This is a genomic window from Streptomyces sp. NPDC057877 (genome assembly GCF_042796855.1).
GTDB lineage: Bacteria > Actinomycetota > Actinomycetes > Streptomycetales > Streptomycetaceae > Streptomyces.
This window is the reverse complement of sequence record NZ_JBHVMS010000016.1, coordinates 114795-140612: the sequence shown is the minus strand read 5'-3', so window position 1 is coordinate 140612 and position 25818 is coordinate 114795. Positions and strand designations below refer to the sequence as shown.

General features: G+C 71.0%; 22 protein-coding genes and 1 rRNA gene. 16 read left to right on the top strand and 7 right to left on the bottom strand.

Annotated features, from left to right (window positions below):
• The 9 genes from rrf to ACFVQG_RS36920 all read left to right on the top strand — a co-directional run.
• Window positions 1-85: ribosomal RNA gene (rrf, locus tag ACFVQG_RS36960) — 5S ribosomal RNA — on the top strand; the annotation flags it as partial.
• A gap of 62 nt (window positions 86-147) precedes the next feature.
• Entirely contained in the window at window positions 148-792 is a 645-nt protein-coding gene (locus tag ACFVQG_RS36955) for an HAD family hydrolase (protein ID WP_383392547.1), read from the top strand.
• Between the two features lie 66 nt (window positions 793-858).
• Complete coding sequence (locus tag ACFVQG_RS36950) at window positions 859-2070, top strand: MFS transporter (protein ID WP_383392544.1); 1212 nt, start codon at window positions 859-861, stop codon at window positions 2068-2070.
• Entirely contained in the window at window positions 2021-3193 is a 1173-nt protein-coding gene (locus ACFVQG_RS36945) for an acetoin utilization protein AcuC (protein ID WP_383392541.1), read from the top strand. The genes ACFVQG_RS36950 and ACFVQG_RS36945 overlap by 50 nt, the downstream gene beginning before the upstream one ends.
• A 216-nt stretch (window positions 3194-3409) precedes the next feature.
• Window positions 3410-4225: a phosphatase gene (locus ACFVQG_RS36940; RefSeq protein WP_383392539.1), complete on the top strand. Its 816-nt coding sequence runs from the start codon at window positions 3410-3412 to the stop codon at window positions 4223-4225.
• Between the two features lie 129 nt (window positions 4226-4354).
• Window positions 4355-4564: a helix-turn-helix domain-containing protein gene (locus ACFVQG_RS36935; RefSeq protein ID WP_383392537.1), complete on the top strand. Its 210-nt coding sequence runs from the start codon at window positions 4355-4357 to the stop codon at window positions 4562-4564.
• Window positions 4565-4778: 214 nt separating this feature from the next.
• Window positions 4779-4877, top strand: coding sequence for a 30S ribosomal protein bS22 (locus ACFVQG_RS36930; RefSeq protein ID WP_003948845.1), 99 nt, complete (start codon window positions 4779-4781; stop codon window positions 4875-4877).
• A 260-nt stretch (window positions 4878-5137) separates the two neighbouring features.
• Window positions 5138-6199 (top strand): NAD-dependent epimerase/dehydratase family protein, encoded by a 1062-nt coding sequence (locus tag ACFVQG_RS36925; RefSeq protein ID WP_383392535.1) that lies wholly within the window; start codon window positions 5138-5140, stop codon window positions 6197-6199.
• 14 nt (window positions 6200-6213) lie between these two features.
• Entirely contained in the window at window positions 6214-7341 is a 1128-nt protein-coding gene (locus ACFVQG_RS36920) for a lysophospholipid acyltransferase family protein (RefSeq protein ID WP_383392533.1), read from the top strand.
• 91 nt (window positions 7342-7432) lie between these two features.
• Here the strand turns inward: ACFVQG_RS36920 and ACFVQG_RS36915 are convergent, their stop codons facing one another.
• The 3 genes from ACFVQG_RS36915 to ACFVQG_RS36905 all read right to left on the bottom strand — a co-directional run bounded on the left by ACFVQG_RS36915 (window position 7433) and on the right by ACFVQG_RS36905 (window position 11202).
• Window positions 7433-8677, bottom strand: a complete 1245-nt coding sequence (locus ACFVQG_RS36915; protein WP_383392530.1) for a DUF5667 domain-containing protein — start codon at window positions 8675-8677, stop codon at window positions 7433-7435.
• Window positions 8678-8910: 233 nt separating this feature from the next.
• Window positions 8911-9687: an ECF subfamily RNA polymerase sigma factor, BldN family gene (locus ACFVQG_RS36910; protein WP_383392527.1), complete on the bottom strand. Its 777-nt coding sequence runs from the start codon at window positions 9685-9687 to the stop codon at window positions 8911-8913.
• 612 nt (window positions 9688-10299) lie between these two features.
• Complete coding sequence (locus ACFVQG_RS36905; protein ID WP_383392523.1) at window positions 10300-11202, bottom strand: HAD family hydrolase; 903 nt, start codon at window positions 11200-11202, stop codon at window positions 10300-10302.
• 120 nt (window positions 11203-11322) lie between these two features.
• Here ACFVQG_RS36905 and ACFVQG_RS36900 point away from each other — a divergent pair, with 120 nt between their 5' ends.
• The 5 genes from ACFVQG_RS36900 to ACFVQG_RS36880 all read left to right on the top strand — a co-directional run bounded on the left by ACFVQG_RS36900 (window position 11323) and on the right by ACFVQG_RS36880 (window position 16966).
• Window positions 11323-11607, top strand: coding sequence for a glutaredoxin family protein (locus ACFVQG_RS36900; protein WP_383392520.1), 285 nt, complete (start codon window positions 11323-11325; stop codon window positions 11605-11607).
• A gap of 175 nt (window positions 11608-11782) precedes the next feature.
• On the top strand, window positions 11783-12547 hold the full coding sequence (locus ACFVQG_RS36895; RefSeq protein ID WP_383392518.1) for a redox-sensing transcriptional repressor Rex: 765 nt from the start codon (window positions 11783-11785) through the stop codon (window positions 12545-12547).
• Window positions 12544-14280, top strand: a complete 1737-nt coding sequence (locus ACFVQG_RS36890; RefSeq protein WP_383392515.1) for a glutamyl-tRNA reductase — start codon at window positions 12544-12546, stop codon at window positions 14278-14280. The genes ACFVQG_RS36895 and ACFVQG_RS36890 overlap by 4 nt, the downstream gene beginning before the upstream one ends.
• Complete coding sequence (gene hemC / locus ACFVQG_RS36885; protein WP_383392513.1) at window positions 14277-15251, top strand: hydroxymethylbilane synthase; 975 nt, start codon at window positions 14277-14279, stop codon at window positions 15249-15251. The genes ACFVQG_RS36890 and hemC overlap by 4 nt, the downstream gene beginning before the upstream one ends.
• Window positions 15248-16966 (top strand): uroporphyrinogen-III synthase, encoded by a 1719-nt coding sequence (locus ACFVQG_RS36880; RefSeq protein ID WP_383392510.1) that lies wholly within the window; start codon window positions 15248-15250, stop codon window positions 16964-16966. Before hemC ends, ACFVQG_RS36880 begins: the two co-directional genes overlap by 4 nt.
• Before the next feature lie 118 nt (window positions 16967-17084).
• Here the strand turns inward: ACFVQG_RS36880 and ACFVQG_RS36875 are convergent, their stop codons facing one another.
• Entirely contained in the window at window positions 17085-18500 is a 1416-nt protein-coding gene (locus ACFVQG_RS36875) for an FAD-binding oxidoreductase (RefSeq protein ID WP_383392506.1), read from the bottom strand.
• 179 nt (window positions 18501-18679) lie between these two features.
• Here ACFVQG_RS36875 and hemB point away from each other — a divergent pair, with 179 nt between their 5' ends.
• Window positions 18680-19672, top strand: coding sequence for a porphobilinogen synthase (hemB, locus tag ACFVQG_RS36870; protein WP_383392504.1), 993 nt, complete (start codon window positions 18680-18682; stop codon window positions 19670-19672).
• Between the two features lie 36 nt (window positions 19673-19708).
• On the opposite strand, the gene ACFVQG_RS36865 is transcribed toward hemB, so the two are convergent.
• Window positions 19709-20593, bottom strand: a complete 885-nt coding sequence (locus tag ACFVQG_RS36865) for a DUF4253 domain-containing protein (protein WP_383392501.1) — start codon at window positions 20591-20593, stop codon at window positions 19709-19711.
• Between the two features lie 85 nt (window positions 20594-20678).
• Window positions 20679-22448: an arginine--tRNA ligase gene (gene argS, locus ACFVQG_RS36860; protein WP_383392498.1), complete on the bottom strand. Its 1770-nt coding sequence runs from the start codon at window positions 22446-22448 to the stop codon at window positions 20679-20681.
• A 239-nt stretch (window positions 22449-22687) separates the two neighbouring features.
• Between argS and lysS the strand changes: the two genes are divergently transcribed.
• Window positions 22688-24430, top strand: a complete 1743-nt coding sequence (gene lysS / locus ACFVQG_RS36855; protein ID WP_383392496.1) for a lysine--tRNA ligase — start codon at window positions 22688-22690, stop codon at window positions 24428-24430.
• Between the two features lie 92 nt (window positions 24431-24522).
• Here lysS and ACFVQG_RS36850 read toward each other — a convergent pair whose 3' ends face one another.
• The gene (locus ACFVQG_RS36850) at window positions 24523-25758 is read right to left on the bottom strand and encodes a DUF2637 domain-containing protein (protein ID WP_383392494.1); all 1236 of its coding nucleotides are present in this window, start codon (window positions 25756-25758) and stop codon (window positions 24523-24525) included.
• Between the last annotated feature and the right edge of the window lie 60 nt (window positions 25759-25818).

The following is a 25818-nucleotide window of genomic DNA, read 5'->3' as shown; positions in this document are numbered from 1 at the left end:
TTACATTCCGAACCCGGAAGCTAAGCCTTACAGCGCCGATGGTACTGCAGGGGGGACCCTGTGGGAGAGTAGGACGCCGCCGAACAAATTTTGAGAAGAGCCCCACACCTCGCGGTGTGGGGCTCTTTTGCATTTAGGGTCGAGGGCATGCGTTACGACCTGGTCATCTTTGACAATGACGGCGTCCTGGTGGACAGCGAGCCCATCTCCAACCGGCTGCTGGCCGGGTATCTGACCGAGCTGGGGCATCCGACCTCGTACGACGACTCCCTGCGCGACTACATGGGTGCCGCCATGCACCGCGTGCACGACCTGGTCGAGGAGCGGACCGGGCGGCGGCTGCCCGATGACTTCGATGATGTCTTCCATGCTCGGGTGTTCGCGGCCTTCGAGCGGGAGTTGAAGCCCGTGGCGGGGGCGGGGGAGGTGCTGGAGAAGCTGGCGGCGGACGGGGTGCCGTACTGCGTGGCCTCGTCGGGGAGTCATGAGCGGATTCGGGTGGGGCATCGGACAACGGGGCTGGACCGGTGGTTCGACGAGGGGCGGATCTTCAGTTCGCAGGATGTGGGGCGGGGGAAGCCCGCGCCGGATCTGTTTCTGCATGCCGCCGAGCGGATGGGGGTGGCGGCTGAGCGGTGTGTCGTCGTGGAGGACAGTCCGCTCGGGGTGCAGGCCGCGCTGGCGGCGGGGATGGATGTGTACGGGTTCGCGGCGATGACGGCGGTGGAGAAGCTGGCGGGGACCAAGGGGGTCTTCCGGGACATGGGGGAGCTGCTTGATCTGCTGAGGTAAAGCTGAGGGAAATTCATCTTTGGCTGGATGTACCCAGCGGTAGGTCGGGGCCCTACGCTCGCCGCCATGACTGATGTGCTGCGGCGCGGTAGGGCCTCGTTGGCGTTCGGTTTCTTTGCCCAGGGGGTCGCGTTCGCGCTGCTAGTGACGCGTATCCCGGCGATCCAGGACCGGTACGGGGTGTCGGATGCGCTGTTGCCCGCGTATCTGGCCGCCGTACCGGTGCTGGCCGGGGTGGGGAGTGTGGGGACCGAGTGGCTGGTGAGGCGGGGGATACGGCCCAGTTCGGTGTTGCGGTGGTCCCAGCCGGTGGTGTTGGTGGCGCTGCTCGGGGTGGGGGCCGGGGAGCGGGCGGTTGAGCTGGGGGTCGCGCTTGCCGCGTTCGGGCTGGCGGTGGGGGCGTTGGACGCCTCGATGAACATGCTCGGGGTCAGTCTTCAGTGGTCGTACGGGCGCAGCATCATGCTGGGGTTTCATGCCGCGTACAGCCTGGGTGGGATCGTCGGGGCGTCGCTGGCTTGGGTGGGGGCGCACTGGGACATGGCGTTGGTGGTGGCGTATGGGCCGGTGGTGGTTGTGCTGGTGCCTGCGGCGCTGGTGGGGAGCCGGTGGTACGTCGACGGGGGTGGGGGTGACGGCTCCGGGGGTGGGGAGCGGGACGGCGTTGTGTTCAAGGCGCTGTTGCCGTTGTGCCTGGTGATGGCCTTTGCCTATATCGGGGATGCGACTGTTTCCAACTGGAGTGCCAAGTACGTGGAGGACGTGCTCGGGGGGAGTGAGCAGCTCGCCACGGTGCCGTACAACGTGTACATGGTGACGACGCTGGTGGGGCGGGCCGTGGGGGACCTCGGGGTGCGGAGGTTCGGGGCCGTGGGCGTCGTACGGGGTGGGGCTGTTGTGGCCGCGGTGGGGTTCGCGGTGGTGGCGGGGGCGCCGGGGGCGTGGGTCGGGATGGTGGGGTTCACGTTCTTGGGGCTGGGGTTGTGTGTGATCGTGCCGCAGACGTTCGCGGCGGCGGGGCGGCTGTTTCCGGGGGCTTCGGATGTGGCCATCGCTCGGTTGAACATCTTCAATTACGTGGGGTTTCTGGTCGGGGCGCCGTTGGTGGGGGCGTTGGGGGATGCGTGGAGTTATCGGGGGGCGATGCTTGTGCCGATGGTGTTGGTGCTGGTGACGCTGGTGTACGCCCGCTCGTTCGGGGGGCGGACGGACCGATACGGTGGCGGACATGAGTGGCCGCGCACAGCTGATGTGGGACGAGGCAGTAACGGGCTATGACTTCGGTCCGGGCCATCCGATGGACCCGGTCCGGCTGGCGTTGACGTGGAGGCTTGTCGAGGCGTTCGGGCTGGATCGTGAGGTGGACGTCGTCGCGGCGAAGGCTGCGGGGGAGTCGACGCTGCGGTTGGTGCACCGGGGGGACTACATCGACGCGGTGAAGGCGGCGTCGGTGAATCCGCGGGCGGCTGACATGTCGTACGGGCTGGGGACGATGGACGATCCTGCCTTTGCCGGGATGCACGAGGCGTCCGCGCTGATCGCCGGGCAGTCGGTGGGGGCGGCGGAGGCGGTGTGGCGGGGGGACGCGCTGCATGCGGTGAACTTCGCGGGTGGGTTGCACCATGCGATGCCGGGGGGTGCGGCGGGGTTCTGCATCTACAACGACGCGGCTGTGGCCATTGCGCGGTTGTTGGAGCTGGGGGCCGAGCGGGTGGCCTATGTGGATGTCGATGTGCATCACGGGGACGGGGTGCAGGCGGCGTTCTGGGAGGATCCGCGCGTGCTGACGATTTCGTTGCACGAGCATCCTCGGACGTTGTTTCCGCAGACCGGGTGGCCGGAGGAGACCGGGGGTGCGGGGGCCGAGGGGTCCGCGGTGAATGTCGCGTTGCCGGCGGGGACCGGGGATGCGGGGTGGCTGCGGGCGTTTCACGCGGTGGTGCCGGAGCTTGTGGCGGATTTTCGGCCGCAGGTGTTGGTGACGCAGCATGGGGCGGACACGCACTTCGAGGATCCGTTGGCGCATCTGGCGGTGTCCTTGGATGCGCAGCGGGCTGTGCAGGTCGCCTGTCATGAGCTGGCTCATGAGTACGCCGATGGGCGGTGGGTGGCCTTGGGGGGCGGGGGGTACGCGGTGGTGGACGTGGTGCCGCGGTCCTGGACCCATCTGGTGGGGATCGCCGCGGGGCGGGAGATCGAGCCGGGGGCGGGGGTGCCCGAGGCCTGGCGGAGTGGGGTGTTCGCTCGGACTCGGCAGTTGGGGCCGGGGCGGATGACGGATGGCCGGTGGCCTGTGGAGTGGGTGGGGTGGGAAGCGGGCTACGACCCGTCTGATCGGGTGGATCAGGCGGTGTTGGCGGTTCGGCGGGCGGTGTTTCCGTTGCGGGGGTTGCTGGCGTAGGGCTCCGCCGGGCGCGGGGGTGTTGTGCCTGCGCTGGTGGGGCGCGGGGTGGGTGCTGGCCGGGGGTGGGTCGCGGAGCCCGGCGTCGGTGGGGTGCCGCCGCGCCCACCCTCCCCCAGCGGCCCGACCGCCCGCGGCCAAGGCCCGATTACGCCGACCGTGCACTGTTCCGGTGTTCGCGGAGTCCGGCGGTGGGGGCTGCGGGAGCATCGGGGGATGGTGATGAGCGCTGGGTTGCGGGCGCATCTGGTGGAGGCTCGGCTGGCGGGGGTGGTGGGGACCCTGCGGGAGGAGAGCCTGCGGAGCTATCGGCTGTTCGCTGCTCGGGATCCTCGGGTGTTGATCGGTATTGATCCACAAGGGGATTGGGGGGAGCGGGAGTTGATTGAACTGATGGCGGCCAAGTGTGGAGTTTCGGCCGATCCTCGGCACACTTCAGGGCATGATGTGATCGACCCGGAGCGGACGCTGGTCGCGCTGGACGCGTTCGCGGACCGGTTGGCGGCGGCTGCTCGCAGGCGTGGACCCGTGCTGTTCGGCACCGGGCACCCGCACAGGCTGTTGGGCTTCTACGCCGCTCTGGCAGACGCGATGTCGGCGGTGGGATGTGATGTCCTCACCCCAGCGCAGGGTCGCTGTGTCGACATAACGACCCGGTTCGGTCTACGTACGCACAACCTTGACTACGTACGAGGAGTCGCGCTCGTGCGGAGGCCCGGGCTCTCCGGCTCCGGTTGTGAGACCGGCGCGCACACCCACTCACCGCTCCCGGTTCGCCTCGCCCTGGCCGCGCTCGCGGAGGCCGGTGGGCCTCTCCCGGAGCTGGTGGTCGGGGATCACGGCTGGGTCTGCGGAGCAGGTCAGCTGGGGTTTGAGGCCATTGGGCTGGCGGATACCGATGACCCCGCGCTCTTTGTGGGGGAGGCCGAGGGGTCCGTGTCCGTCGCCGTTCCACTTGATGACGCTGTGCGGTCTGATTACTACCGGCCGCTTACCCGCTACGTACTCAATCGAGCGTGTCTGTCACAGTAGGCCGCCGATGGGTGCACCTCTTCCCCACTCGCATCACCCGCCCCTACATTGGGGAGTGAGCACGCAGCGACGAAGAGTCACCGGAAGGGGAAGCCGGTGGCCGTCGAGTGCGGAAGGTTCAGGTGTGTCATGGCTGCTGACGAGAGGCCTCTCAGCGAGGTTCAGTTCCTTACCGTGGCGGAGGTCGCCGCGGTGATGCGAGTGTCGAAGATGACCGTGTACCGGCTGGTGCACAGCGGTCATCTGCCCGCGATCCGGGTCGGGAGGTCATTCCGCGTCCCGGAGAATGCGGTTCACGAGTACCTCCGCGACAGCTATGTGGGGGTGGAATCGGCCTGACAGCTGTCCGGAGCGATCGGACGTAACGAGCGATCGGAATGATCGGCTGGAGGGGTGCGCGATCAGCGGTACAGGGCACTTCGCCGCCCCTCCAGCCCCATCCGGCGACCTCGATTACAACCTCAGCGCTCGGGCGGGTTAGGCTAGCCCCTCGTAGGTCGTGTGGGCCCATGGCGCCCAAACACCGAGTGATGAGAAGTGAGCGAGGGTAGTCGTGGGCTCTGTTATCAAGAAGCGGCGCAAGCGGATGGCCAAGAAGAAGCACCGCAAGCTGCTCAAGCGCACGCGCGTTCAGCGTCGTAACAAGAAGTAGAAGTTAGCGACGCCGAAAGAGCGACAGTGTCGCTGTGGCCCCCCATCGCACCCGATGGGGGGCCATATGCATGTGCGGGCAGGTGTCCTTCCGGCTCGATTCCGGTCTTTGCCGTCACCTCGCGCGTCCACCAGTCATCACAGCGCAACAACAAACCGCTAAGTTGGCCCGGAGACGGGGAACCCGGCAGGGTGTGGACACGCCCCAGGGCGGCCCGCGGCGGCCCGCGGCGGCCCCAGAGCGGAAGGAAGGCGCTGATCTTGGGCAAGGTCGTGCTGGTGACCGGAGTGGCCCGTCCGCTGGGAGGCCGGTTCGTACGGCGGATCCAGCGCGATCCGCAGGTGCACCGGGTCATCGCCGTCGACGCGGTGCCGCCCGAGCACCATCTGGGCGGCGCGGACTTCATCCAGGCCGACATCCGGCAGCCGACCATCGCGCGCGTGCTGGCCGAGACGGGCGTCGACACGGTCGTCCACATGGACGTCACCGCCACCGCGCTGGGCAGCGGCAGCCGTGCCACGGTCAAGGAGACCAACGTCATCGGCACGATGCAGCTGCTCGGCGCCTGCCAGAAGTCGCCGAGCGTGAAGCGGCTGGTGGTGAAGTCCAGTACGAACGTGTACGGCTCCGCGCCCCGCGATCCCGCCGTGTTCAGCGAGACCACCCCGCCCAAGTCGCTGCCCAGCGGCGGCTTCGCCAAGGACACGGTCGAGGTCGAGGGCTATGTGCGGGGCTTCGCGCGGCGCCGCCCCGATGTGGCGGTGTGCGTGCTGCGGTTCGCCAACGTGCTCGGGCCGAGCGCCGACTCGCCGCTGGCCGCGTACTTCTCGCTGCCGGTGCTGCCGACCGTGTTCGGCTACGACCCGCGGCTGCAGTTCGTACACGAGGACGATGTCATCGAGGTGCTGCGGATCGCCTCGCACGAACCGGAGCGCGGCACGCTCAACAGCGGCACCTTCAACATCTCCGGCGACGGCGTCCTGCTGCTCTCCCAGTGCTCCCGCAGGCTCGGCCGCCCGACGATGCCGCTGCTGCTGCCCGCCGTCACCTGGGCCGGGTCGCTGGTGCGTACGCTGGGGATGACGGACTTCTCGCCCGAGCAGATCCGACTGCTCACCCACGGCCGGGTGGTGGACACGACCCAGATGCGCGAGACGCTGGGATTCAAGCCGAAGTACACGACCGCGGAGACGTTCGCGGACTTCACACGCGGCCACGGCCCCGGGCTGCTGCCGCCGGAGGCCCTCGCCCGGGCCGTCGACCGGATCGCGGCGCTGCCGCTCGCGGGCGGCGGCCACCCCGCGACGCAGAGCGCCAACTGAGGAGCGCAGCAACGATGGCGGACGCCAAGGTCATTCCGTTCGACGACGACCGGTCCCGCGGGGGCGCCGCGCAGCGGTCGCCGCGCCGCCGGGGTGCGGGGAGCCGACGCAAGGGGGCCAGCCACGACAGCGGCGAGACGTCGTCGCAGATCCAGCCGGTCTCCCCGGTGCCGCCGGTCCATGTGGTCCCGCCGGTGCCGGGGGCGGTCCCGCCTCTGCCCGGTGAGGCCGCCGCGCAGGATGATGTCCCTGTGACCAGTGAGGAAGAACAGCCCCCGCAGGACGGAGCCGGGAGCCGCGTGGGCGGCCTGGAACGGCGTATCGCGGGCGGTCTGTCCTTCCTGCGCCGCCGTATCACCGGCGACTACGAGGTCGACGACTTCGGCTACGACGCCGAGCTGACCGACCAGGTGCTGATGTCCCTGCTGCGCCCGATGTACGAGAAGTACTTCCGGGTCGAGGTGAGGGGCATCGAGAACATCCCCTCCTCCGGCGGTGCGCTGATCGTCGCCAACCACTCCGGGACGCTGCCGCTGGACGGCCTGATGATGCAGGTCGCCGTGCACGACCACCACCCCGACGGCCGCCATCTGCGGTTGCTCGCGGCGGACCTGGTCTTCGTCCTGCCGGTCGTCAACGAACTCGCCCGCAAGCTCGGCCACACCCTCGCCTGCGCGGAGGACGCCGAGCGGCTGCTGGGGCAGGGCGAACTGGTCGGGGTGATGCCGGAGGGCTTCAAGGGCATCGGGAAGCCCTTCGGTGAGCGCTACAAGCTCCAGCGCTTCGGGCGCGGCGGCTTCGTCTCCACGGCGCTGCGGCAGGGCGCGCCGATCATCCCCTGCTCGATCGTCGGGGCGGAGGAGATCTACCCGATGATCGGCAACGCCAAGACGGTCGCCCGGCTGCTCGGCTTCCCGTACTTCCCGCTGACGCCGACCTTCCCGTGGCTGGGCCCGCTCGGCGCGCTGCCCCTGCCGACGAAGTGGACGATCCAGTTCGGTGAGCCCATCCCGACGGACGGCTATCCGCCGGAGGCGGCGGAGGACCCGATGCTGATGTTCAACCTGACGGATCAGGTGCGCGAGCAGATCCAGCACACGCTGTACAAGCTGCTGGTGCAGCGCCGGTCGGTGTTCTTCTAGCGGCCCGCACCGGCTTTCCGACCCGCACGGATACGGCGCTGGGGTGCCCTTCCCGCGAAGGGCACCCCAGCGCCGTATCACCGTCGGCCGCTCAGTCCGCGTCGTCCGCCTCGATGCTCAGGCCCGGCAGGAGGCCGGGGAGGAGGGGCGGGAGGGTGACGTCGGGCTCGCTGGTCGGTGTCCTGCCGTCCTGGGACGGGGAGGCGGTGCCGGTGCTGTCGGCCGGGGGCTCCAGCAGGCCGCCGGTGCCGCCGCCGAGCAGACCGTCGCTGTCGGTGCCGGAGCTGGCGGAGCGGCTGGGGCTGCCGCTGCCGGGACGGCTGCCGTCGGAGGTGTCGCCGCCGGTGTCGCTGCCCGCGCCGGGGGTGGTGGCGCGGCCGGGGTCGGACCGGCCGGGTTCGGCCGGTCCCGAGCCGGTGCGGTGGTCGTCCCGGCTGCCGCCGTTGCCCTGGGTGGGGGGCTGGGGGAGCAGGTCCTGGAGCGGGGCGACGTCCTCGTCTATGGCGTCGAACACCGACGACACCTGCTCGCTCACGTCCCCGAGCTGGACGGGCAGCCGCTCGCGGAGGGCGCCCCAGCTGTCGCGGTGTGAGCGGGAGAAGGCGGAGAGAGCCTGCATGGGGCCCAGGGAGTCGGGGTTGCGCTCGTAGGCCGAGGTGAGCAGGCGGTGGCCCTCGGAGGCGTCGTGGCGCATGCCGGACAGGGCGCGGCGGATCTCGCCGAGTGACTCGTGGTCGAGCTGGCCGCCGCGACCGCGCTCCATCAGTCGGCGTGCCTCGCTCAGGCGGGTGGACGCCTGGTCGAGATAGGTCTGCCCGCGCTCGCGGTCGCCGTCGGCGAGGCCGAGCTTGAAATCCTCTATGCCGCGCTTGAGGCCGTAGAGCGAGTCGCCGGGCAGGGCGTCGGAACTGGCCGCGGCGACGCCGCCGAAGGCGCCCGCGGCGACGCCGACGCTGAGCCCGCCCGCGGTGAGCCCTTTGGCGAGCCGTGTCCGTGGCCGGAACTTGCCCAGCGGGGACGCCCGGTGCGCGCCGCGCGGCCGGGTCGAGCGCTGCTCCGGGACGGCGGGGTCCGCCTCGCCGCCCTCTTGCAGCATGGCCTCCATCGCGGCCACCAGCTGGGCCCGCTGAACGGCCTTGACCTCGGGGTCCAGCTTCGGCTTGGGCAGGTCGCCGAGGCCTGTGGCGAGGGCCAACAGACGGTCCTGCTCGGTGTGTTCCGCGGCAGCCGGAGCCGAACCCTCGGACTGCTCGGCCGCCGTGCCCGGCTCGGACTGCTCCTCCAGGGCCTGGGCGAAGGCGTTCGCCCGCCGGTGCGCCGATACGTTCGCGATCACTGGCGGCACCTCCTCTCGTCATGACGGTCGACTCCCCAGGGGGTCCTGAGGGTTGCACGCCCCCGGCCGAACCATACGAACGAGCGATCGGAGTCGGTCAGGGAGTGACCACAGGGAGCCTGCATCCCGCACAACGAGCGGCGCGGCACTTGGGTTACGGACGGCGGATGATCGGACCGCGAAGGCAACGGACCGTCACGCGAGGCGAGTTGATGGCTACGGAGCGTGGCGTTTCAGCGCGCGTCGTCGGGGAGGAGCCGGGCGAGGGTGCGTACGGCGCGGTACTGGAGGGTCTTGATCGCGCCCTCGTTCTTGCCCATCACGCGGGCGGTCTCGGCGACGGAGAGGCCCTGGAGGAACCGGAGCGTGACGCACTCCTGCTGCTGGGGGTTGAGACGGCGTACGGCGTCGAGGAGGGCGGCGTTGGAGAGGGACTCCAGGACGGAGTCCTCGGGGGAGCGCTCGACCTCGTTGGCGTCGAGCATCTCGCCGGTGGTGACCTCCAGGCGGAAGCGGCTGGACTTGAAGTGGTCCGCGACGAGGTTGCGGGCGATGGTGACGAGCCAGGCGCCGAAGTCGCGGCCCTGCCAGGTGAAGGTGCCGATCCTTCTCAGGGCGCGCAGAAAGGTCTCGCTGGTGAGGTCTTCCGCGGTCGCCTTTCCGCCGACCCGGTAGTAGATGTAGCGGTAGACGGTGTCGCTGTACTGGTCGTAGAGGCGGCCGAACGCCTCGGCCTCGCCCGCCTGGGCGCGTTCCACGAGGTCCATCATCCGGGCGCTGTCGCTGTCGGCGGCGGGTCGGCGTGCGGTGGCCGCCGACGACCCCGACGAGCGGCCTCGTCTGCCGACCGCGGCGCTGCCGTCGGCCAGTGCGTAGCACGGGGCGAGCGGTGCGGCGGTGGCGAAGGCGGGGCTGGCGTACGCGGTGGGGACGAAGCCGCGCAACAGGTCTAGGACCGTTGCGCGCAGCGTAGCCAGGCCCGAGGCGTCAACCCCGACGTGTGGGTACACGGGACTCCCAGAGGCAGAGCTTCCATCACGTGCAGTGCGGGACCGTTCACCCGTCGTAGCGACGGAGGGGTACCGGTTTGCGTTTGAGGAGAATAACGCTTCGTGCAGGCGCTGCTACACCCGGTTGCTCAAATCATCGATTACGTCGCTTCTGTAACCGATTGACTGTCTATCAAGTTGCGTGGAGTGACCGATTGTTGATCGGTTGGGTTCGGATTCCGGGTCGGTACGGGGCGTGTTGTGGCGGTGTCCAGCCAAGGTGACTGGTCGGGGGGTTGGGTGGGTACGGGGATGGGATTGGCCGCGTTTCGTTGGCCACGGCGTGTGTGGGGCGGGGGCGGGGTGGGTTTCGCTCACCTGCGCTGGTGGGGTGCGCGGGGTGGGTGTGGGCGCGGGGTGGGCCGCGCAGCCCGGCGCTAACGGGGTGCCGCCACGCCCACCGGTGCCGCCCCAGCGGCACGACTGCCCGCAGCTAGGGCAGGTGCGGCGGGTGCGGTAGCTGCCTGCCGGTACGGCGACCGTATGCCCCCAGGGGCGCGGGGAACTGCGCGGTCAGCCACGACGAGCCCGCAGGTAGCCCCCGGCCTGGCCCCGCCCCGCTCCCGCCGGAGGCTACCGGCGGCGGCGGTGCAGGGCGATGGCCGCTGCTGTGCCGCCTGCTACCGCGCCGACGCCCGCGGCGGCCGGGATGCCGACCTTGGCGGCCTTGCGGCCGGTGCGGTAGTCGCGCAGGCGCCAGTCCATGTCGCGGGCGTGGCGGCGGAGTTTGCTGTCGGGGTTGATGGCGTAGGGGTGGCCGACGAGGGAGAGCATGGGGATGTCGTTGTGGGAGTCGCTGTAGGCCGCGCAGCGGGAGAGGTCGAGGCCCTCCGCGACGGCCAGTGCGCGGACCGCCTCCGCCTTGGCCGGGCCGTGCAAGGGCTCGCCGACCAGCTTGCCGGTGTAGACGCCGTCGACGGACTCCGCGACCGTGCCCAGCGCGCCGGTCAGTCCCAGGCGGCGGGCGATGACCCGGGCGATCTCCACCGGCGCGGCGGTGACCAGCCACACCTTCTGGCCCGCGTCCAGGTGCGCCTGGGCCAGCGCCCGCGTCCCGGGCCAGATGCGCTCGGCCATGTACTCGTCGTAGATCTCCTCGCCGATCGACATCAGCTCGGAGACGCGGTGGCCCTGGACGATCGAGAGGGCCGAGTCGCGGGCGTCCTGCATGTGCTCCGGGTCCTCGACACCCGCCAGCCGGAACCACGCCTGCTGCCAGGCGAACCGCGCCAGATCGCGGGTCTCGAAGAACTTCCGCTTGTACAGGCCCCGGCCGAAGTGGAACAGGGCGGCGCCCTGCATCACGGTGTTGTCCAGGTCGAAGAACGCGGCCGCGCGGTCGTCGCCGAGTACCGGGAACTCCGGTTCTTCCTCGGGGACCGACTTGCGGGCGGCCTCCGCCGAGGCCTCGCCTGCCAACACGCTCCGCGCCGTGGCGGAGCGCCTACGGGGAGTGAGCCATCCTAGAGCGGCCATGCCCGTGAGCATAGCCAGTTTGTTCGGTGGTTCCGGAGTCGAGAGGTTTGAAGGGTGTGAACTCTCCGCGACCCAGTCGTTAAAGCCGACCGCTTAACCAACCGCCCGCGGGGCGCGAGAATGGCCGGTATGAGTCCCATTCTTCGCCGTAAGGCACGCCCGCCACACGAACGTCTCGTCACCCTCATCCGCAAGCCCGGCTGCCATCTCTGCGACGACGCCCAGGCCGTGATCGAGAAGGTGTGCGGCGATCTCGGCGTGCCCTGGGAGGAGAAGGACATCACTCAGGACGCGCAGCTCCACGACGCCTACTGGGAGCAGATCCCCGTCGTCCTCGTCGACGGTGAGCAGCACACCTTCTGGCGTGTCGACGCGGGACGCCTGAGGCGGGCGTTGACCAAGTAGACAGCGAACAGACCAGGGAGAGTGAACCGTGTGTTCGGTCGTGACCCGTGTCACGTTGCCCGGGCAAATCGGACACCATCTTTGTGCACGCGTTCACAAAGACATAGCCTGCTTTCGACGGGGCGGTCCGGGAACGTATGACCGCCCACAGCCCCGCTCTACCCGCAGGAGCACCGTGGCAACTGGCCGAACTCACCGACCGGCGACCCGCAGCCGAGGGATTCCCGAGGCCACCGTCGCCCGCCTTCCGCTGTACCTCCGAGCCCTCACCGCACTCTCCGAGCGCTCGGTACCCACGGTCTCCTCCGAGGAGCTGGCCGCCGCGGCGGGGGTCAATTCCGCGAAGCTGCGCAAGGACTTCTCGTACCTCGGCTCCTACGGCACGCGGGGCGTCGGCTACGACGTCGAGTATCTCGTCTACCAGATCTCCCGTGAACTCGGGCTCACCCAGGACTGGCCGGTCGTGATCGTCGGTATCGGTAACCTCGGCGCCGCCCTCGCCAACTACGGCGGTTTCGCCTCCCGTGGCTTCCGGGTCGCCGCGCTCATCGACGCCGACCCGCAGATGGCCGGGAAGCCCGTCGCCGGTATCCCCGTGCAGCACACCGACGACCTGGAGCGGATCATCCAGGACAACGGTGTGTCGATCGGTGTCATCGCCACCCCCGCCGGTGCCGCGCAGCAGGTCTGCGACCGGCTCGTGGGGGCCGGGGTGACCTCCATCCTGAACTTCGCGCCGACCGTGCTGACCGTCCCGGACGGCGTCGACGTGCGCAAGGTGGACCTGTCCATCGAGCTTCAGATCCTCGCCTTCCACGAGCAGCGCAAGGCCGGTGAGGAGAGCGCCGCCGCGGCGGCCACCGCCACCGCCACCGCCACCGCCCCCGCGCCCGCCGACCAGGGACCTGACGGGGACATGCCCGCCGTGATGCCCGCATGAGCCTTCTCGTCGTAGGCCTGAGCCACCGCAGCGCCCCGGTCAGCGTGCTGGAGCGGGCGACGCTGACGGCGGACGCGCAGGTCAAGCTGGTGCAGGACACGGTCGCCGCCGAACCGGCCACCGAGGCCGCGGTGCTCGCCACCTGCAACCGCATCGAGCTGTACGCCGACGTGGACAAGTTCCACGCCGGGGTCGCCGAGCTGTCCACGCTGCTCGCCCAGCACAGCGAGGTGGGGCTGGAGGAGCTGACCCCCTACCTCTACGTGCACTACGAGGACCGGGCCGTCCACCACCTGTTCTCGGTGGCCTGCGGACTGGACTCGATGGTCGTCGGCGAGGGGCAGATCCTCGGCCAGATAAAGGACTCCCTGGCCCGGGCGCAGGAGCTGCACACCGCCGGACGGCTGCTGAACGACCTGTTCCAGCAGGCGCTGCGGGTCGGCAAGCGCGCCCACTCCGAGACCGGCATCGACCGCGCCGGGCAGTCCCTGGTCACCTTCGGCCTGGAGCAGCTCGCCGTCGACACGCCGGTGGAGCAGTGGGCGCGGGGCAAGCGGGCGCTGGTGATCGGCGCGGGCTCGATGTCCTCGCTGGCCGCCGCGACGCTCGCGCGCGCCGGGGTCGCCGAGGTCGTGATCGCCAACCGCACCCAGGAGCGGGCCGAGCGCCTGGCGCGGATCCTCACCGAGGCCGACGACAACGCCGTAGCGGCCCGGTCGGTCCCGATGGGGGCGGTACGGGACGAACTGACACGTGCCGACATCGCCGTGTCCTGCACCGGAGCGACCGGTCTCGTGCTCTCCGCCGAGATGGTCGCCGCCGCGTTCGAGGGCCGCACGGGGGAGCCCGTCGCGGACACCGGGCCCGGTCCTGAGCCCCGTAAGGAGAAGGCGGCGGAGGAGCGGCAGACCCCGCTGCCGCCCACCAGCGTCGGCGCCGAGGACGGCTGCCCGCTGGACCTGTCCGCGCCCGGGTTCTCCGTGATGGGAGAGGCCGCGGTCGCCGGGATGGACGCGGCGACGCTGGAGCAGCACGCCGCGTGGGCGGCGGGCGGCGCGGTCGAGCGCCGGGAGGCCGGACGCCGTGGCCCCGAGGCCGACGCCGAGCTGATCGGCGCGCTCGCCGCGACCGCCGCGGCCGTCGGCCGGATCCCCGAGCTGCGCAGGCCGGAGCCGGTGGCCGTGGTGCCGCGTCCCGAGCCGGTGCTGTTCCTGCTCGACCTGGCGATGCCGCGGGACATCGACGCCGCCGCGCACCGGCTGGCCGGGGTGCGCCTGGTGGACATCGAGTCGCTCGCCGAGGCCTCGGCCGACGCTCCGATGGCGGCCGACGTCGACCAGGTCCGCCGTATCGTTTCGGACGAGGTCGCGGCCTTCGGGGCGGCACAGCGGGCGGCGCACATCACGCCCACCGTGGTCGCGCTGCGCACGATGGCCGCCGACGTGGTGGCCAGCGAGATCGCGCGGCTGGACGGGCGGCTGCCCGGCCTGGACGACAAGCAGCGCGGCGAGATCAGGCAGGCCGTGCACCGCGTCGTCGACAAGCTGCTGCACGCGCCCACCGTCCGGGTCAAGCAACTCGCCGCCGAACCCGGGGGCGCCGGGTACGCGGACGCGCTGCGCACCCTCTTCGACCTCGACCAGGAGACGGTGGCCGCCGTGTCCCGCGCCGAGGACGACACCAAGACGCAAGACCAGCAACACCAGAACGCCAAGAACCGAGGGCCAGCATGAGTGACAAGGCACTACGGCTCGGGACCAGGCGGAGCAAGCTCGCCATGGCCCAGTCCGGGCAGGTGGCGGACGCCGTGAGCCAGGTGACCGGCCGGCCCGTGGAGCTCGTGGAGATCACCACGTACGGCGACGTCTCCCGCGAGGCGCTCGCCCAGATCGGCGGCACCGGGGTCTTCGTGACCGCGCTGCGCGACGCGCTGCTGCGGGGCGAGGTCGACTTCGCGGTGCACTCGCTGAAGGATCTGCCGACCACCCAGCCCGCTGAGCTGGTGCTGGCGGCGGTCCCGGAGCGGGAGGACCCGCGGGACGTGATCGTCGCGCGGGACGCGCGGAAGTTCACCGACCTGCCGCGCGGGGCCCGCATCGGCACCGGTTCGCCGCGCCGGATGGCGCAGCTGAACGCGTACGCGCGCACCCACGGCCTGGACATCGAGACGGTCCCGATCCGGGGCAACGTCGACACCCGGATCGGATACGTCCGCAAGGGTGAGCTGGATGCCGTCGTACTGGCCGCCGCCGGACTGAACCGGATCGGCCGGAGCGAGGAAGTGACCGACTTCCTGTCGGTCGACACGGTCTTGCCCGCCCCCGGCCAGGGGGCGCTGGCGATCGAGTGCAGGGCGGGGCACACCGCCCAGGATGCTGCGCTGATCGCCGCGCTCGCCGAACTCGACGACCCGTTCACGCGGGTCGCCGTGACGGCCGAGCGGTCACTGCTCGCCGCCCTGGAGGCCGGTTGCAGCGCCCCTGTGGGCGCGCTGGCCGACTTGTTGGCTGCCGACGGGCAGATTGTCAAGGAAATGCGCCTGCGCGGCGTCGTCGGCACGACCGACGGCTCGGCGCTGGTGCAGCTGTCCACCACCGGTCCCGTGCCCGAGACGCACGAGGGCGCCGTGGCGCTCGGTCGCGAACTCGCCACCGAGATGCTCGCCCAGGGCGCGGCCGGTCTGATGGGGGAGCGAGCACAGTGAGCCCCACCACCCTTCCCGCCGGTCCGGAACACGGGCACGTCACCTTCCTGGGTGCCGGACCCGGAGATCCGGGACTACTGACTCTGCGCGCCGTGGAGGCGCTGGCGAACGCGGATGTCCTCGTCGCCGAGCACGAGGTGCTCGACGTCGTCCGCGCCCATGCCAGGGCAGGCGTCGCCATCGTGAACACGGACCCGGGTCCGTCCGCGGGTGTCTCCGCGGACCCGGTTCCGGGCACGGGCACGCCTCAGCTGACGGTTGTTGACGGCACGTCAACAACCGTTGGCGCCCCCGCGGAACGGGATGCCGCACATCTTGTCATGGAGGCCGCGCGGGGCGGCAGGCGGGTCGTGCGTGCGGTGCCCGGGGATCCGGGACTCGACACGTGCGCCGCGGAGGAGATGCTCGCCTGCGCCGCCGCCGGGGTGCCCTTCGAGGTCGTCCCCGGCATCGCCGCCGCGGTCGGCGTGCCCGCCTACGCCGGTGTCCCGCTGCGGGACGCCCAGGGCGCGGACGTCCGGTTCGTGGACGCGCGTACCGCGTCCGACCGGTGCTGGACCGAGGTCGGGGCGTCCGACGGGACCGTGGTCGTGTCCACCACGCTGGACTCCGTGGCCGCCGCCGCGGGCGAACTGGTGTCCGCCGGACGCAAGCCCGACACCCCGATGACGGTGACGGTCGCCGGTACGACCACCCGGCAGCGCACCTGGAGCGCCACGCTCGGCACCATCGCGCAGACCCTGAAGCAGGCGAAGGTGCTGCCCTCGCCGGACGGCGGTCGCCCGGTGATAGCCGTGGTCGGGGAGCGGTCCGCCGCCGCCCAGCGCGACCAGTTGTCCTGGTTCGAGTCCAAGCCGCTGTTCGGCTGGAAGGTGCTCGTACCGCGGACCAAGGAGCAGGCGGCGTCGCTCTCCGACCAACTGCGCTCGTACGGCGCCGTGCCGCACGAGGTGCCGACCATCGCCGTGGAGCCGCCGCGCACCCCCCAGCAGATGGAGCGGGCGGTCAAGGGCCTGGTCACGGGACGCTACGAGTGGATCGCCTTCACGTCCGTCAACGCGGTGAAGGCCGTCCGGGAGAAGTTCGAGGAGTACGGCCTCGACGCCCGCGCCTTCGCGGGGATCAAGGTCGCCGCGGTGGGCGAGCAGACGGCCAAGGCGCTGATCGCCTTCGGCGTGAAGCCCGACCTGGTGCCGAGCGGGGAGCAGTCCGCGGCCGGACTCCTCGAGGACTGGCCGCCCTACGACCCCGTCTTCGACCCGATCGACCGCGTCTTCCTGCCGCGCGCCGACATCGCCACCGAGACGCTGGTCGCCGGGCTGATCGAGCTGGGCTGGGAGGTCGACGACGTCACGGCCTACCGGACCGTGCGGGCGTCGCCGCCGCCCGCGGAGACGCGCGAGGCGATCAAGGGGGGCGGGTTCGACGCGGTCCTCTTCACCTCGTCGTCGACGGTGCGGAACCTGGTCGGCATCGCCGGGAAGCCGCACAACGTGACCGTGATCGCGTGTATCGGCCCCGCTACGGCGAAGACGGCCGAGGAGCACGGGCTGCGGGTGGACGTCATGGCGCCCGAGCCCTCGGTGCTGAAGCTGGCCGAGGCGCTGGCCGAGTTCGGCGCGCGGAGGCGGGCGTCGGCTGTGGAGGCCGGGGATCCGGTGACCCGGCCGAGTGAGCGGCGGCCGGGGGCCCGGCGGCGCCGGTCCACGACCTGATCGTCGTCCAGGAAGAGGCCGCGAGGGGCGGATGCGGATCCGCCCCTCGCGGCTTTGCGTTGTCCCGCGAGTACCACGAGTCGCACGACTTCTGCGAGTCGCACGAGTTCTACGAGTTCTACGAGTCCCGCGAGGGGAAGGCGTCGGCAGCCGGAGGCACCGCGTGGCCGAAGCGGAGCAGGTTCGACGGGTCGTAGGTCGTCTTGGCCTCGCGCAGGCGTGCGTACGTCTCCGGGGTCCAGGCGCGGGCCCGGTCCTTGGCGTCGCCGGGGCGGCCGTGGATGTTGACCATGGTGCGGCCGGTGCCGTAGGGGGCCACGGCCCGGTGGAGGGAGGCCGTGGCCTGTTCGGCCGCCGCCGTGGCCTCGGGGGTGGGGATGACGCTGACCGCTTCCAGGAGGAAGCGCGCGTCGCGGGCGCAGATGGCGTCCGGGGTGGCCGGGGGGCGGGAAAGGGCCGCGCCCATGTGGCGGATGCCGACCATCAGGAGGGGGTAGTCCGGGGGCGCCGAGGGGCCGCATTCGTGGAGGAAGGCGGTCTGGGCCTCCCGGGGGAGGGCGCGGAGCAGGGCGCAGGACTCTCGGGCCGGGAGCGGGTCCCGGGGTTCCATGTGGATGAAGTCGATGGCGGTGCAGGCCATTTCCGCGACCGTGTCGACCTCCACGGGAGCCGATGAGCGCAGGGGGGCGAGGAGTTCCTGGCCCTCCGCCGGGTCGCCGGGCCAGGCGACGGCCACGCGGGCCCAGAAACCGCCGCTCAGGGGTTCCGGGATCTCCGGGATGGGTGGCAGGCGGAGCATGTGGAACGCGCTGCACATCGGGTCCGGGACGGTCTCCGTCCACGCCGTCCAGGCGGAGAGCAGGGTGTCGGCGTGTTCGCCGGTGCAGTGGATGCCGCCGCCGAGGAGGCGGGGGACCGGGATCAGATCGGTGGTCAGGGCCGTGACCACGCCCACGTTGCCCTTGCCGCCGCGCAGGGCCCAGAAGAGTTCCGGTGCCTCGGTGGCGCTCGCCGTGTGCAGGACGCCGTCGGGGGTGACGACGCGGAAGGAGCGGGTCAGGTCGGCGGCGTAGCCGTAGGCGCGGCCGAGGACGGGCAGGCCGCCGCCGACCGTGTAGCCGACGGCGCCCACGTCGGTGGAGGTGCCGGTGAGGGCGGACAGGCCGTACGGGTCGGCGGCCTCCAGGACGTCCCGCCACTTCGCGCCCGCGGCGATCGTCGCGGTGCGGGTCCCGGCGTCGACGCGCACGTCCGCCATGCGGGCCGTGCTGATCAACAGGCCGCTGTCCACGGGGGAGTTCGCGCCGTGGCCGGTGGACTGGACGGCGACCGGGGTGCCGGTGGCGGCGGCCCAGCGCAGCGCCGTGACGATGTCGTCCTCGCCGGTCGCGCCGACGACGACGTCCGGGGAGTGCCGTACCGCGAGATTGAAGCCGCGCACTTCGGCGTCGTAGCCCTCGTCGGTGGGGCGCAGCACGGGGCCGCGGATCGTGGAGAGGGCGAACAGGTCCGGGGTGTGGTCGAGGGCGGTCATCGCGTCCTCCGTGGTGGGGTACGGAGGGACGGCGGCGGCGCTGGGGCGGAGGCGGAGCAGGCCGTCGGGGTCCTGGTCTTCCTTCCAGGATGACCCCGGCCCGGGGGGCGCCGCACCTGCGGCTCCGTCCGACGCGGTGTCTGTAAGTGCGGGGGGCGGGCGGGCGTAGCTTAGGTGGTATGACGACGTACGGATCCTTTCCGGGTACGCGGCCCCGGCGGCTGCGTACCACGCCCGTGATGCGGCGCATGGTCGCCGAGACGCGGCTGCACCCCGCCGACTTCATCCTGCCCGCCTTCGTGCGCGAGGGCGTCAGCGAGCCGGTGCCGATCACGGCGATGCCCGGGGTCGTGCAGCACACGCGCGACAGCCTGAAGAAGGCGGCGGCGGAGGCGGTGGCCGCCGGGGTCTCCGGGATCATGCTGTTCGGGGTGCCGGAGGAGGAGAAGAAGGACGCCCTCGGGACGCCGGGGACCGATCCGGACGGGATTCTCCAGGTGGCCATCCGGGACGTGCGGGCCGAGGTCGGGGACGAGCTGCTCGTGATGTCCGACCTGTGTCTGGACGAGACGACGGATCACGGGCACTGCGGGGTGCTCGACGCCGAGGGGCGGGTGGACAACGACGCCACCCTCGAGCGGTACGCCGAGATGGCGCAGGTGCAGGCGGACGCCGGGGCCCATGTGGTCGGGCCGAGCGGGATGATGGACGGGCAGATCGGGGTCGTCCGGGACGCGCTGGACCAGATCGGGCGGGAGGACGTGGCGATCCTCGCCTACACCGCCAAGTACTCGTCCGCCTTCTACGGGCCCTTCCGGGAGGCCGTCGGCTCCTCGCTGAAGGGGGACCGCAAGACGTACCAGCAGGACCCCGCCAACTTCCGGGAGTCCATGCGGGAACTGGCCCTCGACCTGGAGGAGGGGGCCGACATGGTGATGGTGAAGCCCGCCGGGCCCTACCTCGACATCCTGGCGCGGGTCGCGGACGCGGTGGACGTGCCGGTGGCGGCGTACCAGATCTCCGGTGAGTACTCGATGATCGAGGCCGCCGCCGAGAAGGGGTGGGTCGACCGGGAGCGGGCGATCCTGGAGACGCTGACGGGGATCAAGCGGGCCGGGGCGCGGAACATCCTGACGTACTGGGCCGTCGAGGCGGCGCGGCTGCTGCGCTGAGGTGGTGGTGGGGGCTTGCTGGGCCCGGGGGTTGGTTCAGTCCCACCAGAACGTCCACGTCCGTTCGCCGAGCACCTGTTCCGCCGCGTACTCGCGGAGCGTCTCGTGGTGGCCCTGGGTGATGTTGTCCGGGCAGAAGGCGTAGTGCTCGGCGGCGACGGCCTCCGCCTCGTCCCTCGTGGTGGGCGGGGCGGCCACGGAGACCACCAGCACGTCGAAGGAGACGCCCACCACGCGTATGCCGAAGCGGTCCTCCCAGGAGCGCAGGACCGCGCAGAGGAGCCCCGTGTCGGGCTCGTGGTTCAGCGGGCCGGTCCAGCCGACCGCCGCGAGGATGTCGGCGGAGCGGCGGGCGGGTACCAGGGCGAGGCGCGGGTCCTTGAACCAGTCCAGGTTCTGGGTGAGGGAACCGGCCACGGTGGCCGCGTGCACGTCCGGGTCGACGGTGAGGGAACCGGCCGGGGCGAGGCCGGGCCACGTGGGGCCGAACGGGGCCACCGTGTCGTCGTAGCCGCGGGGTTCGCCGAACAGCTCGACGACGTCCTCCCGGCCCGGGTAGTCGGCGCCCTCGGAGGCCTGCTCGTCCGCCGCGTTCTGCTCCCAGAGGTCCGCCAGCACCTCCTCGGCGTCGTGGTCACCCGGGTACGACATCTCCTCCGGCGCCAGGTCCCAGCCCTCCGGGCCGCCCTGGTCGCCGCCGACGTCCACCAGCAGCGGGACCAGACCCGCGGCCCTGCGGGCGGGCCGGTCGGCGGCCCAGGCGCCCGGGCCCGCGGGCATCTGCGCCTGCCACAGCAGCGGTTCGGGGCCACGGCCGTCCCGGGTCGCGTCGATCAGTCTGCCGGGCGGCAGCCGCAGACCGAGGGAACGGCCGGACGGGTCCGTGGTCAGCCGCGGCAAGGGATTGGGGAGAGTCGCCATGCCGGTGACTGTAAGGGCGGGCACTGACAATCGGCCGTCCGCCCGTGGCCCACGCGGCCGTTGACGCACTCCGCGGTGCCGTCGGTCAGAGGCGCTCGGGTGTCCTGATGCCCAACAGGGCCATGCCCTGGTGCAGGGTGCGGGCCGTGATGTCGCACAGGAAGAGGCGGTTCTCCACCTGGGCGGCGGTGTCGGCCTTCAGGACCGGGCACTTGTCGTAGAACGACGTGTAGAGCGAGGCCAGTTGGTACAGGTACGCCGCCATCTTGTGCGGCGCGTACTCCGAGGCCGCCTCCGCGACCGTCTCCGCGAACGCGTCCACGTGCAGACCGAGGGCGCGCTCGGCCTCGTGCAGCGCCAGCTCCGGGTGCGCGGCCGGGCGGGTGTCGCCGGACTTGCGGAGGATGGACTGGATACGGGCGTACGCGTACTGGAGGTAGACGGACGTGTCGCCGTTCAGCGAGACCATCTGGTCCAGGTCGAACTTGTAGTCGCGGTTCGCCGACGTCGACAGGTCGGCGTACTTCACCGCGCCGATGCCGACCTGGGTGCCGCGGTCGGCGATCTCCGCGTCCGAGAGCTGGTGCTGGGTGTCCTTCTCCCGCACCACCGCGGTCGCGCGCTCGATCGCCTCGTCCAGGAGGTCCACCAGGCGTACGGTCTCGCCCTCACGGGTCTTGAACGGCTTGCCGTCCTTGCCGAGGACCGTGCCGAAGGCGAGCTGGACCGCCGTCACGTCGTCGTTCAGCCAGCCCGCCCTGCGGGCCGTCTCGAAGACCATCTTGAAGTGCAGGGACTGGCGGGCGTCGACGACGTAGAGGAGGGTGTTCGCCTTGAGGTTGAAGACGCGGTCGCGGATGGCGGAGAGGTCCGTGGCCGCGTAGCCGTAGCCGCCGTCCGACTTCTGGACGATCAGGGGGACCGGGTTGCCGTCCGGGCCCTTGACGTCGTCGAAGAACACGCAGAGCGCGCCCTCCGAGCGGACCGCCACGCCGGACTCCTCGAGGAGGCGGCAGGTCTCGGCGAGCATGTCGTTGTAGCCGGACTCGCCGACGATGTCGGGGTCGCGGACCTCCATGTCCAGCTTCTCGAAGACGGAGAAGAAGTAGATCTTCGACTCGTCCACGAACTTCTGCCAGCTGGCGAGGGTGCGCGGGTCGCCCGCCTGGAGGTCGACCACCCGGCGGCGGGCCCGCGTCTTGAACTCCTCGTCGGAGTCGAACAGCCTGCGGGCGGACTTGTAGAGGCGGTCGAGGTTGGACATCGCCTCCTCGCCGCTCACTTCGGTGTCCTCGTGGTCCAGTTCGTGCGGGTGCTCGTCCAGGTACTGGATCAGCATGCCGAACTGGGTGCCCCAGTCGCCGATGTGGTGGCGGCGGACGACGTTCTCGCCGGTGAACTCCAGGAGCTGGACGACCGAGTCGCCGATCACGGCGGAGCGGAGGTGGCCTACGTGCATCTCCTTGGCCACGTTCGGCTGGGCGTAGTCGATGACCGTGGTGCCGGGGGTGGCGGAGGTGGGCACGCCGAGGCGGGCGTCCGGGTCGGTGGCGCGGGCGGCGAGGTTGTTGGTGATCGCCTGGTCGGTGACGGTGATGTTCAGGAAGCCGGGGCCGGAGACCTCGATGTCCTTGATCACGTCGCCGGTGGTGACCTGGGCGACGACCTGGGTGGCGAGGTCGCGCGGGTTGGCCTTGGCCTTCTTCGCCAGGGCGAGGATGCCGTTGGCCTGGAAGTCGGCCCGGTCGCTTCGTCGCAGCAGCGGGTCGACTCCGTCGGCTTCCGGGAGGGCGGAAGTGAGGGCGGTGGCGAGGTGCTGGTGGACGGAGGCGGTGAGGGACGTGACCGGGGCCATGGAGTGGGTGCCGTTCTCCTCGTGCGTATGGATAGACGTGGTCAGTATCCCATGGGGCGTAAAGGGGTTTTTCTGCGCGGGCGGGAGAGGGGGGCGGGGTATGCGACTCCCGTCGCTGTGCCAGCTGGCCGTGCTGTGGGGATAACGCGTTTTCGTTGTCGAGTGGGGAGCTGGGAGAATGGGGACGGCAGTCGTGGCTTGTCGCGGCTGGTTCGGGATCTTGTGGAGAGAAAGAGGACGTGCCGATCGTGGCTCAGAGCACCGAGACCACCGACTGGGTCTCCCGTTTCGCGGATGAGGTCATCGCCGAGTCGGAGCGTCGGGCCCCGGGCAAACCGGTCGTCGTCGCGTCCGGGCTGTCGCCCTCCGGCCCCATCCACCTGGGGAATCTCCGGGAGGTCATGACCCCGCACCTCGTCGCCGACGAGATCCGGCGGCGCGGGTATCAGGTCCGGCACCTGATCTCGTGGGACGACTACGACCGGTACCGGAAGGTGCCCGCGGGCGTGCCGGGGGTCGACGACTCCTGGGGCGAGCACATCGGCAAGCCGCTGACGTCCGTGCCCGCGCCCAAGGGGTCGCCGCACGCCAGCTGGGCCGAGCACTTCAGGGCCGCCATGGTCGAGGCGCTCGGCGAGCTGGGGGTGGAGTTCGACGGGGTCAGCCAGACCGAGCAGTACACGTCGGGTGCCTATCGCGAGCAGATCCTGCACGCCATGCGGCACCGGGCCGACATCGACGCCATCCTCGACCAGTACCGGACCAAGAAGGCCCCGGCGAAGAAGGCGTCGCAGAAGCCCCTCGACGAGGCCGAGCTGGAGGCCGCCGAGGGGTCCGGCGCGGCGAGTGAGGACGACGGCAGCTCCGGCACCGCCGGGTACTTCCCGTACAAGCCGTTCTGCGGCAACTGCGAGAAGGACCTCACCACCGTCACCGGCTACGACGACGACACCACCGAGCTGACCTACGCCTGCACGGCGTGCGGTTTCTCCGAGACCGTCCGGCTGAACGAGTTCAACCGCGGCAAGCTGGTGTGGAAGGTCGACTGGCCCATGCGGTGGGCCTACGAGGGGGTCGTGTTCGAGCCCAGTGGGGTCGACCACTCCTCGCCCGGGTCGTCCTTCCAGGTCGGTGGGCAGATCGTGGGGATCTTTGACGGGCAGCAGCCCATCGGGCCGATGTACGCCTTCGTCGGGATCAGCGGCATGGCGAAGATGTCGTCGTCAAAGGGTGGCGTGCCCACCCCCGCCGACGCGCTGAAGATCATGGAGCCGCAGCTGCTGCGCTGGCTCTACGCCCGCCGCCGCCCCAACCAGTCCTTCAAGGTCGCCTTCGACCAGGAGATCCAGCGGCTCTACGACGAGTGGGACCGCCTGGACGCCAAGGTCGCCGACGGGTCGGCCCTCCCGGCCGACGTCGCCGCGCACTCCCGTGCCGTGCGCACCGCCGCCGGTGAGCTGCCGCGCACCCCGCGGCCGATGCCGTACCGGACGCTCGCGTCCGTCGCCGACATCACCGCCGGGCACGAGGACCAGGCGCTGCGGATCCTGAGCGAGCTGGACCCGGAGCAGCCGCTGGGCTCGCTCGACGAGGTCCGGCCGCGGCTGGACAAGGCCGAGGCCTGGATCAACACGCAGGTGCCCGCCGAGCAGCGGACCATCGTGCGGGACGAGCCCGACCTGGATCTGCTGAAGTCCCTCGACGAGCAGGCGCGGGGTTCGCTGCGGCTGCTGCTCGACGGGCTGGCCGACCACTGGTCGCTGGACGGGCTGACCCACCTGGTCTACGGCGTGCCCAAGGTGCAGGCCGGGTTCTCCGCGGACGCCACGCCCAAGGAGCTGCCGCCGGAGATCAAGACGGCCCAGCGGACGTTCTTCGCGCTGCTGTACCACCTGCTGGTCGGGCGGGACACCGGGCCCCGGCTGCCCACCCTGCTGCTGGCGGTGGGGCAGGAGCGGGTGCGGAGGCTGCTCGGGGAGTAGTCCTCGTCGTTCCGTCCACGTGGTGATGGGGGCGCTTGGCGGTTGACGCCGGGCGCCCCCGTCCTCGTTCTAGCCCTCGCCCTCGCCCTCGCTCAGGCTATGTGGTCTTCTTCCAGCTCCGCGTTGTAGCGGTTCGTGAAGCGGTTGACCATGCGCTTGGCCTCGTCCGGGGGGAGGTCCAGGCGGAACTCGGCCTCCACGTTCTCGCCGAACTCGCGGGGCGTGGGGTAGCTGCCGTTTATCGACTGCTTGAAGACCTGGTAGTACGCCTCCTCATCGGGTTCGGGGGCGGGGGTGCCGCCGCCTTCGCCCAGTTCGCGGGTGCGGTTGGGGCCCACCGGGATGGGGAAGCTGCCGGTGTCCTCCATGGAGGGGAGCGGGGGTTCCTCGTACGGCTCCTCGTACTGGTCCCGGTACTCCTCCGCCTGCTGTTGCTCCGCGTACCACTGGGCGTAGGCGGCGTCCGGGTCGTAGGTGGGGTCGTAGTTGCCGTGGTACTCGGTGGTGCGGGGGTCTCTGGCGTGGAGCCAGGGGTTCTGGTCCGGTGCGGGCTCGGGGGCGGGTTCGGGTACGGCTGGGCGCTGGAGGCTGGGGCGCCGCTCGCTGGGAGGTGCCACCGCTGCCGCCTCCAGTGCCTGCTGTGGTGCCGGAGGCAGCAGTGCCGGTTCTATCCCCGCCGCTGCCAGGCCCGCGGGGGCCGTTTCCGCCAGGGGGACGCCGTAACGCGCGAGGCGGAGCGGCATCAGGGACTCCACCGGGGCCTTGCGGCGCCAGGCGCGGCCGTAGCGGGAGCGGAGGCGGGCCTGGTAGACGAGGCGTTCCTGCTCCAGCTTGATGACCTGCTCGTAGGAGCGCAGCTCCCAGAGCTTCATACGGCGCCAGAGGAGGAAGGTGGGGACGGGGGAGAGCAGCCAGCGGGTGAGGCGGACGCCTTCCATGTGCTTGTCGGCGGTGATGTCGGCGATGCGGCCGATGGCGTGCCGGGCGGCCTCGACGGAGACCACGAACAGGATCGGGATCACGCCGTGCATGCCGACGCCGAGCGGGTCCGGCCAGGCGGCGGCGCCGTTGAACGCGATCGTCGCCGCGGTCAGCAGCCAGGCCGTCTGGCGCAGCAGCGGGAAGGGGATCCTGATCCAGGTGAGGAGCAGGTCCAGGGCGAGCAGGACGCAGATGCCCGCGTCGATGCCGATCGGGAAGACGTAACTGAAGTCCCCGAAGCCCTTCTTGAGCGCGAGTTCGCGTACGGCGGCGTACGAACCCGCGAAGCCGATGCCCGCGATGATGACGGCACCGAAGACGACCACGCCGATGAGAACGCGGTGCATCCGTGTCAACTGAAGTGGCGCGGCCACCCGTACTCCCCTCCCAGTGCCTCTTGTTGCGCG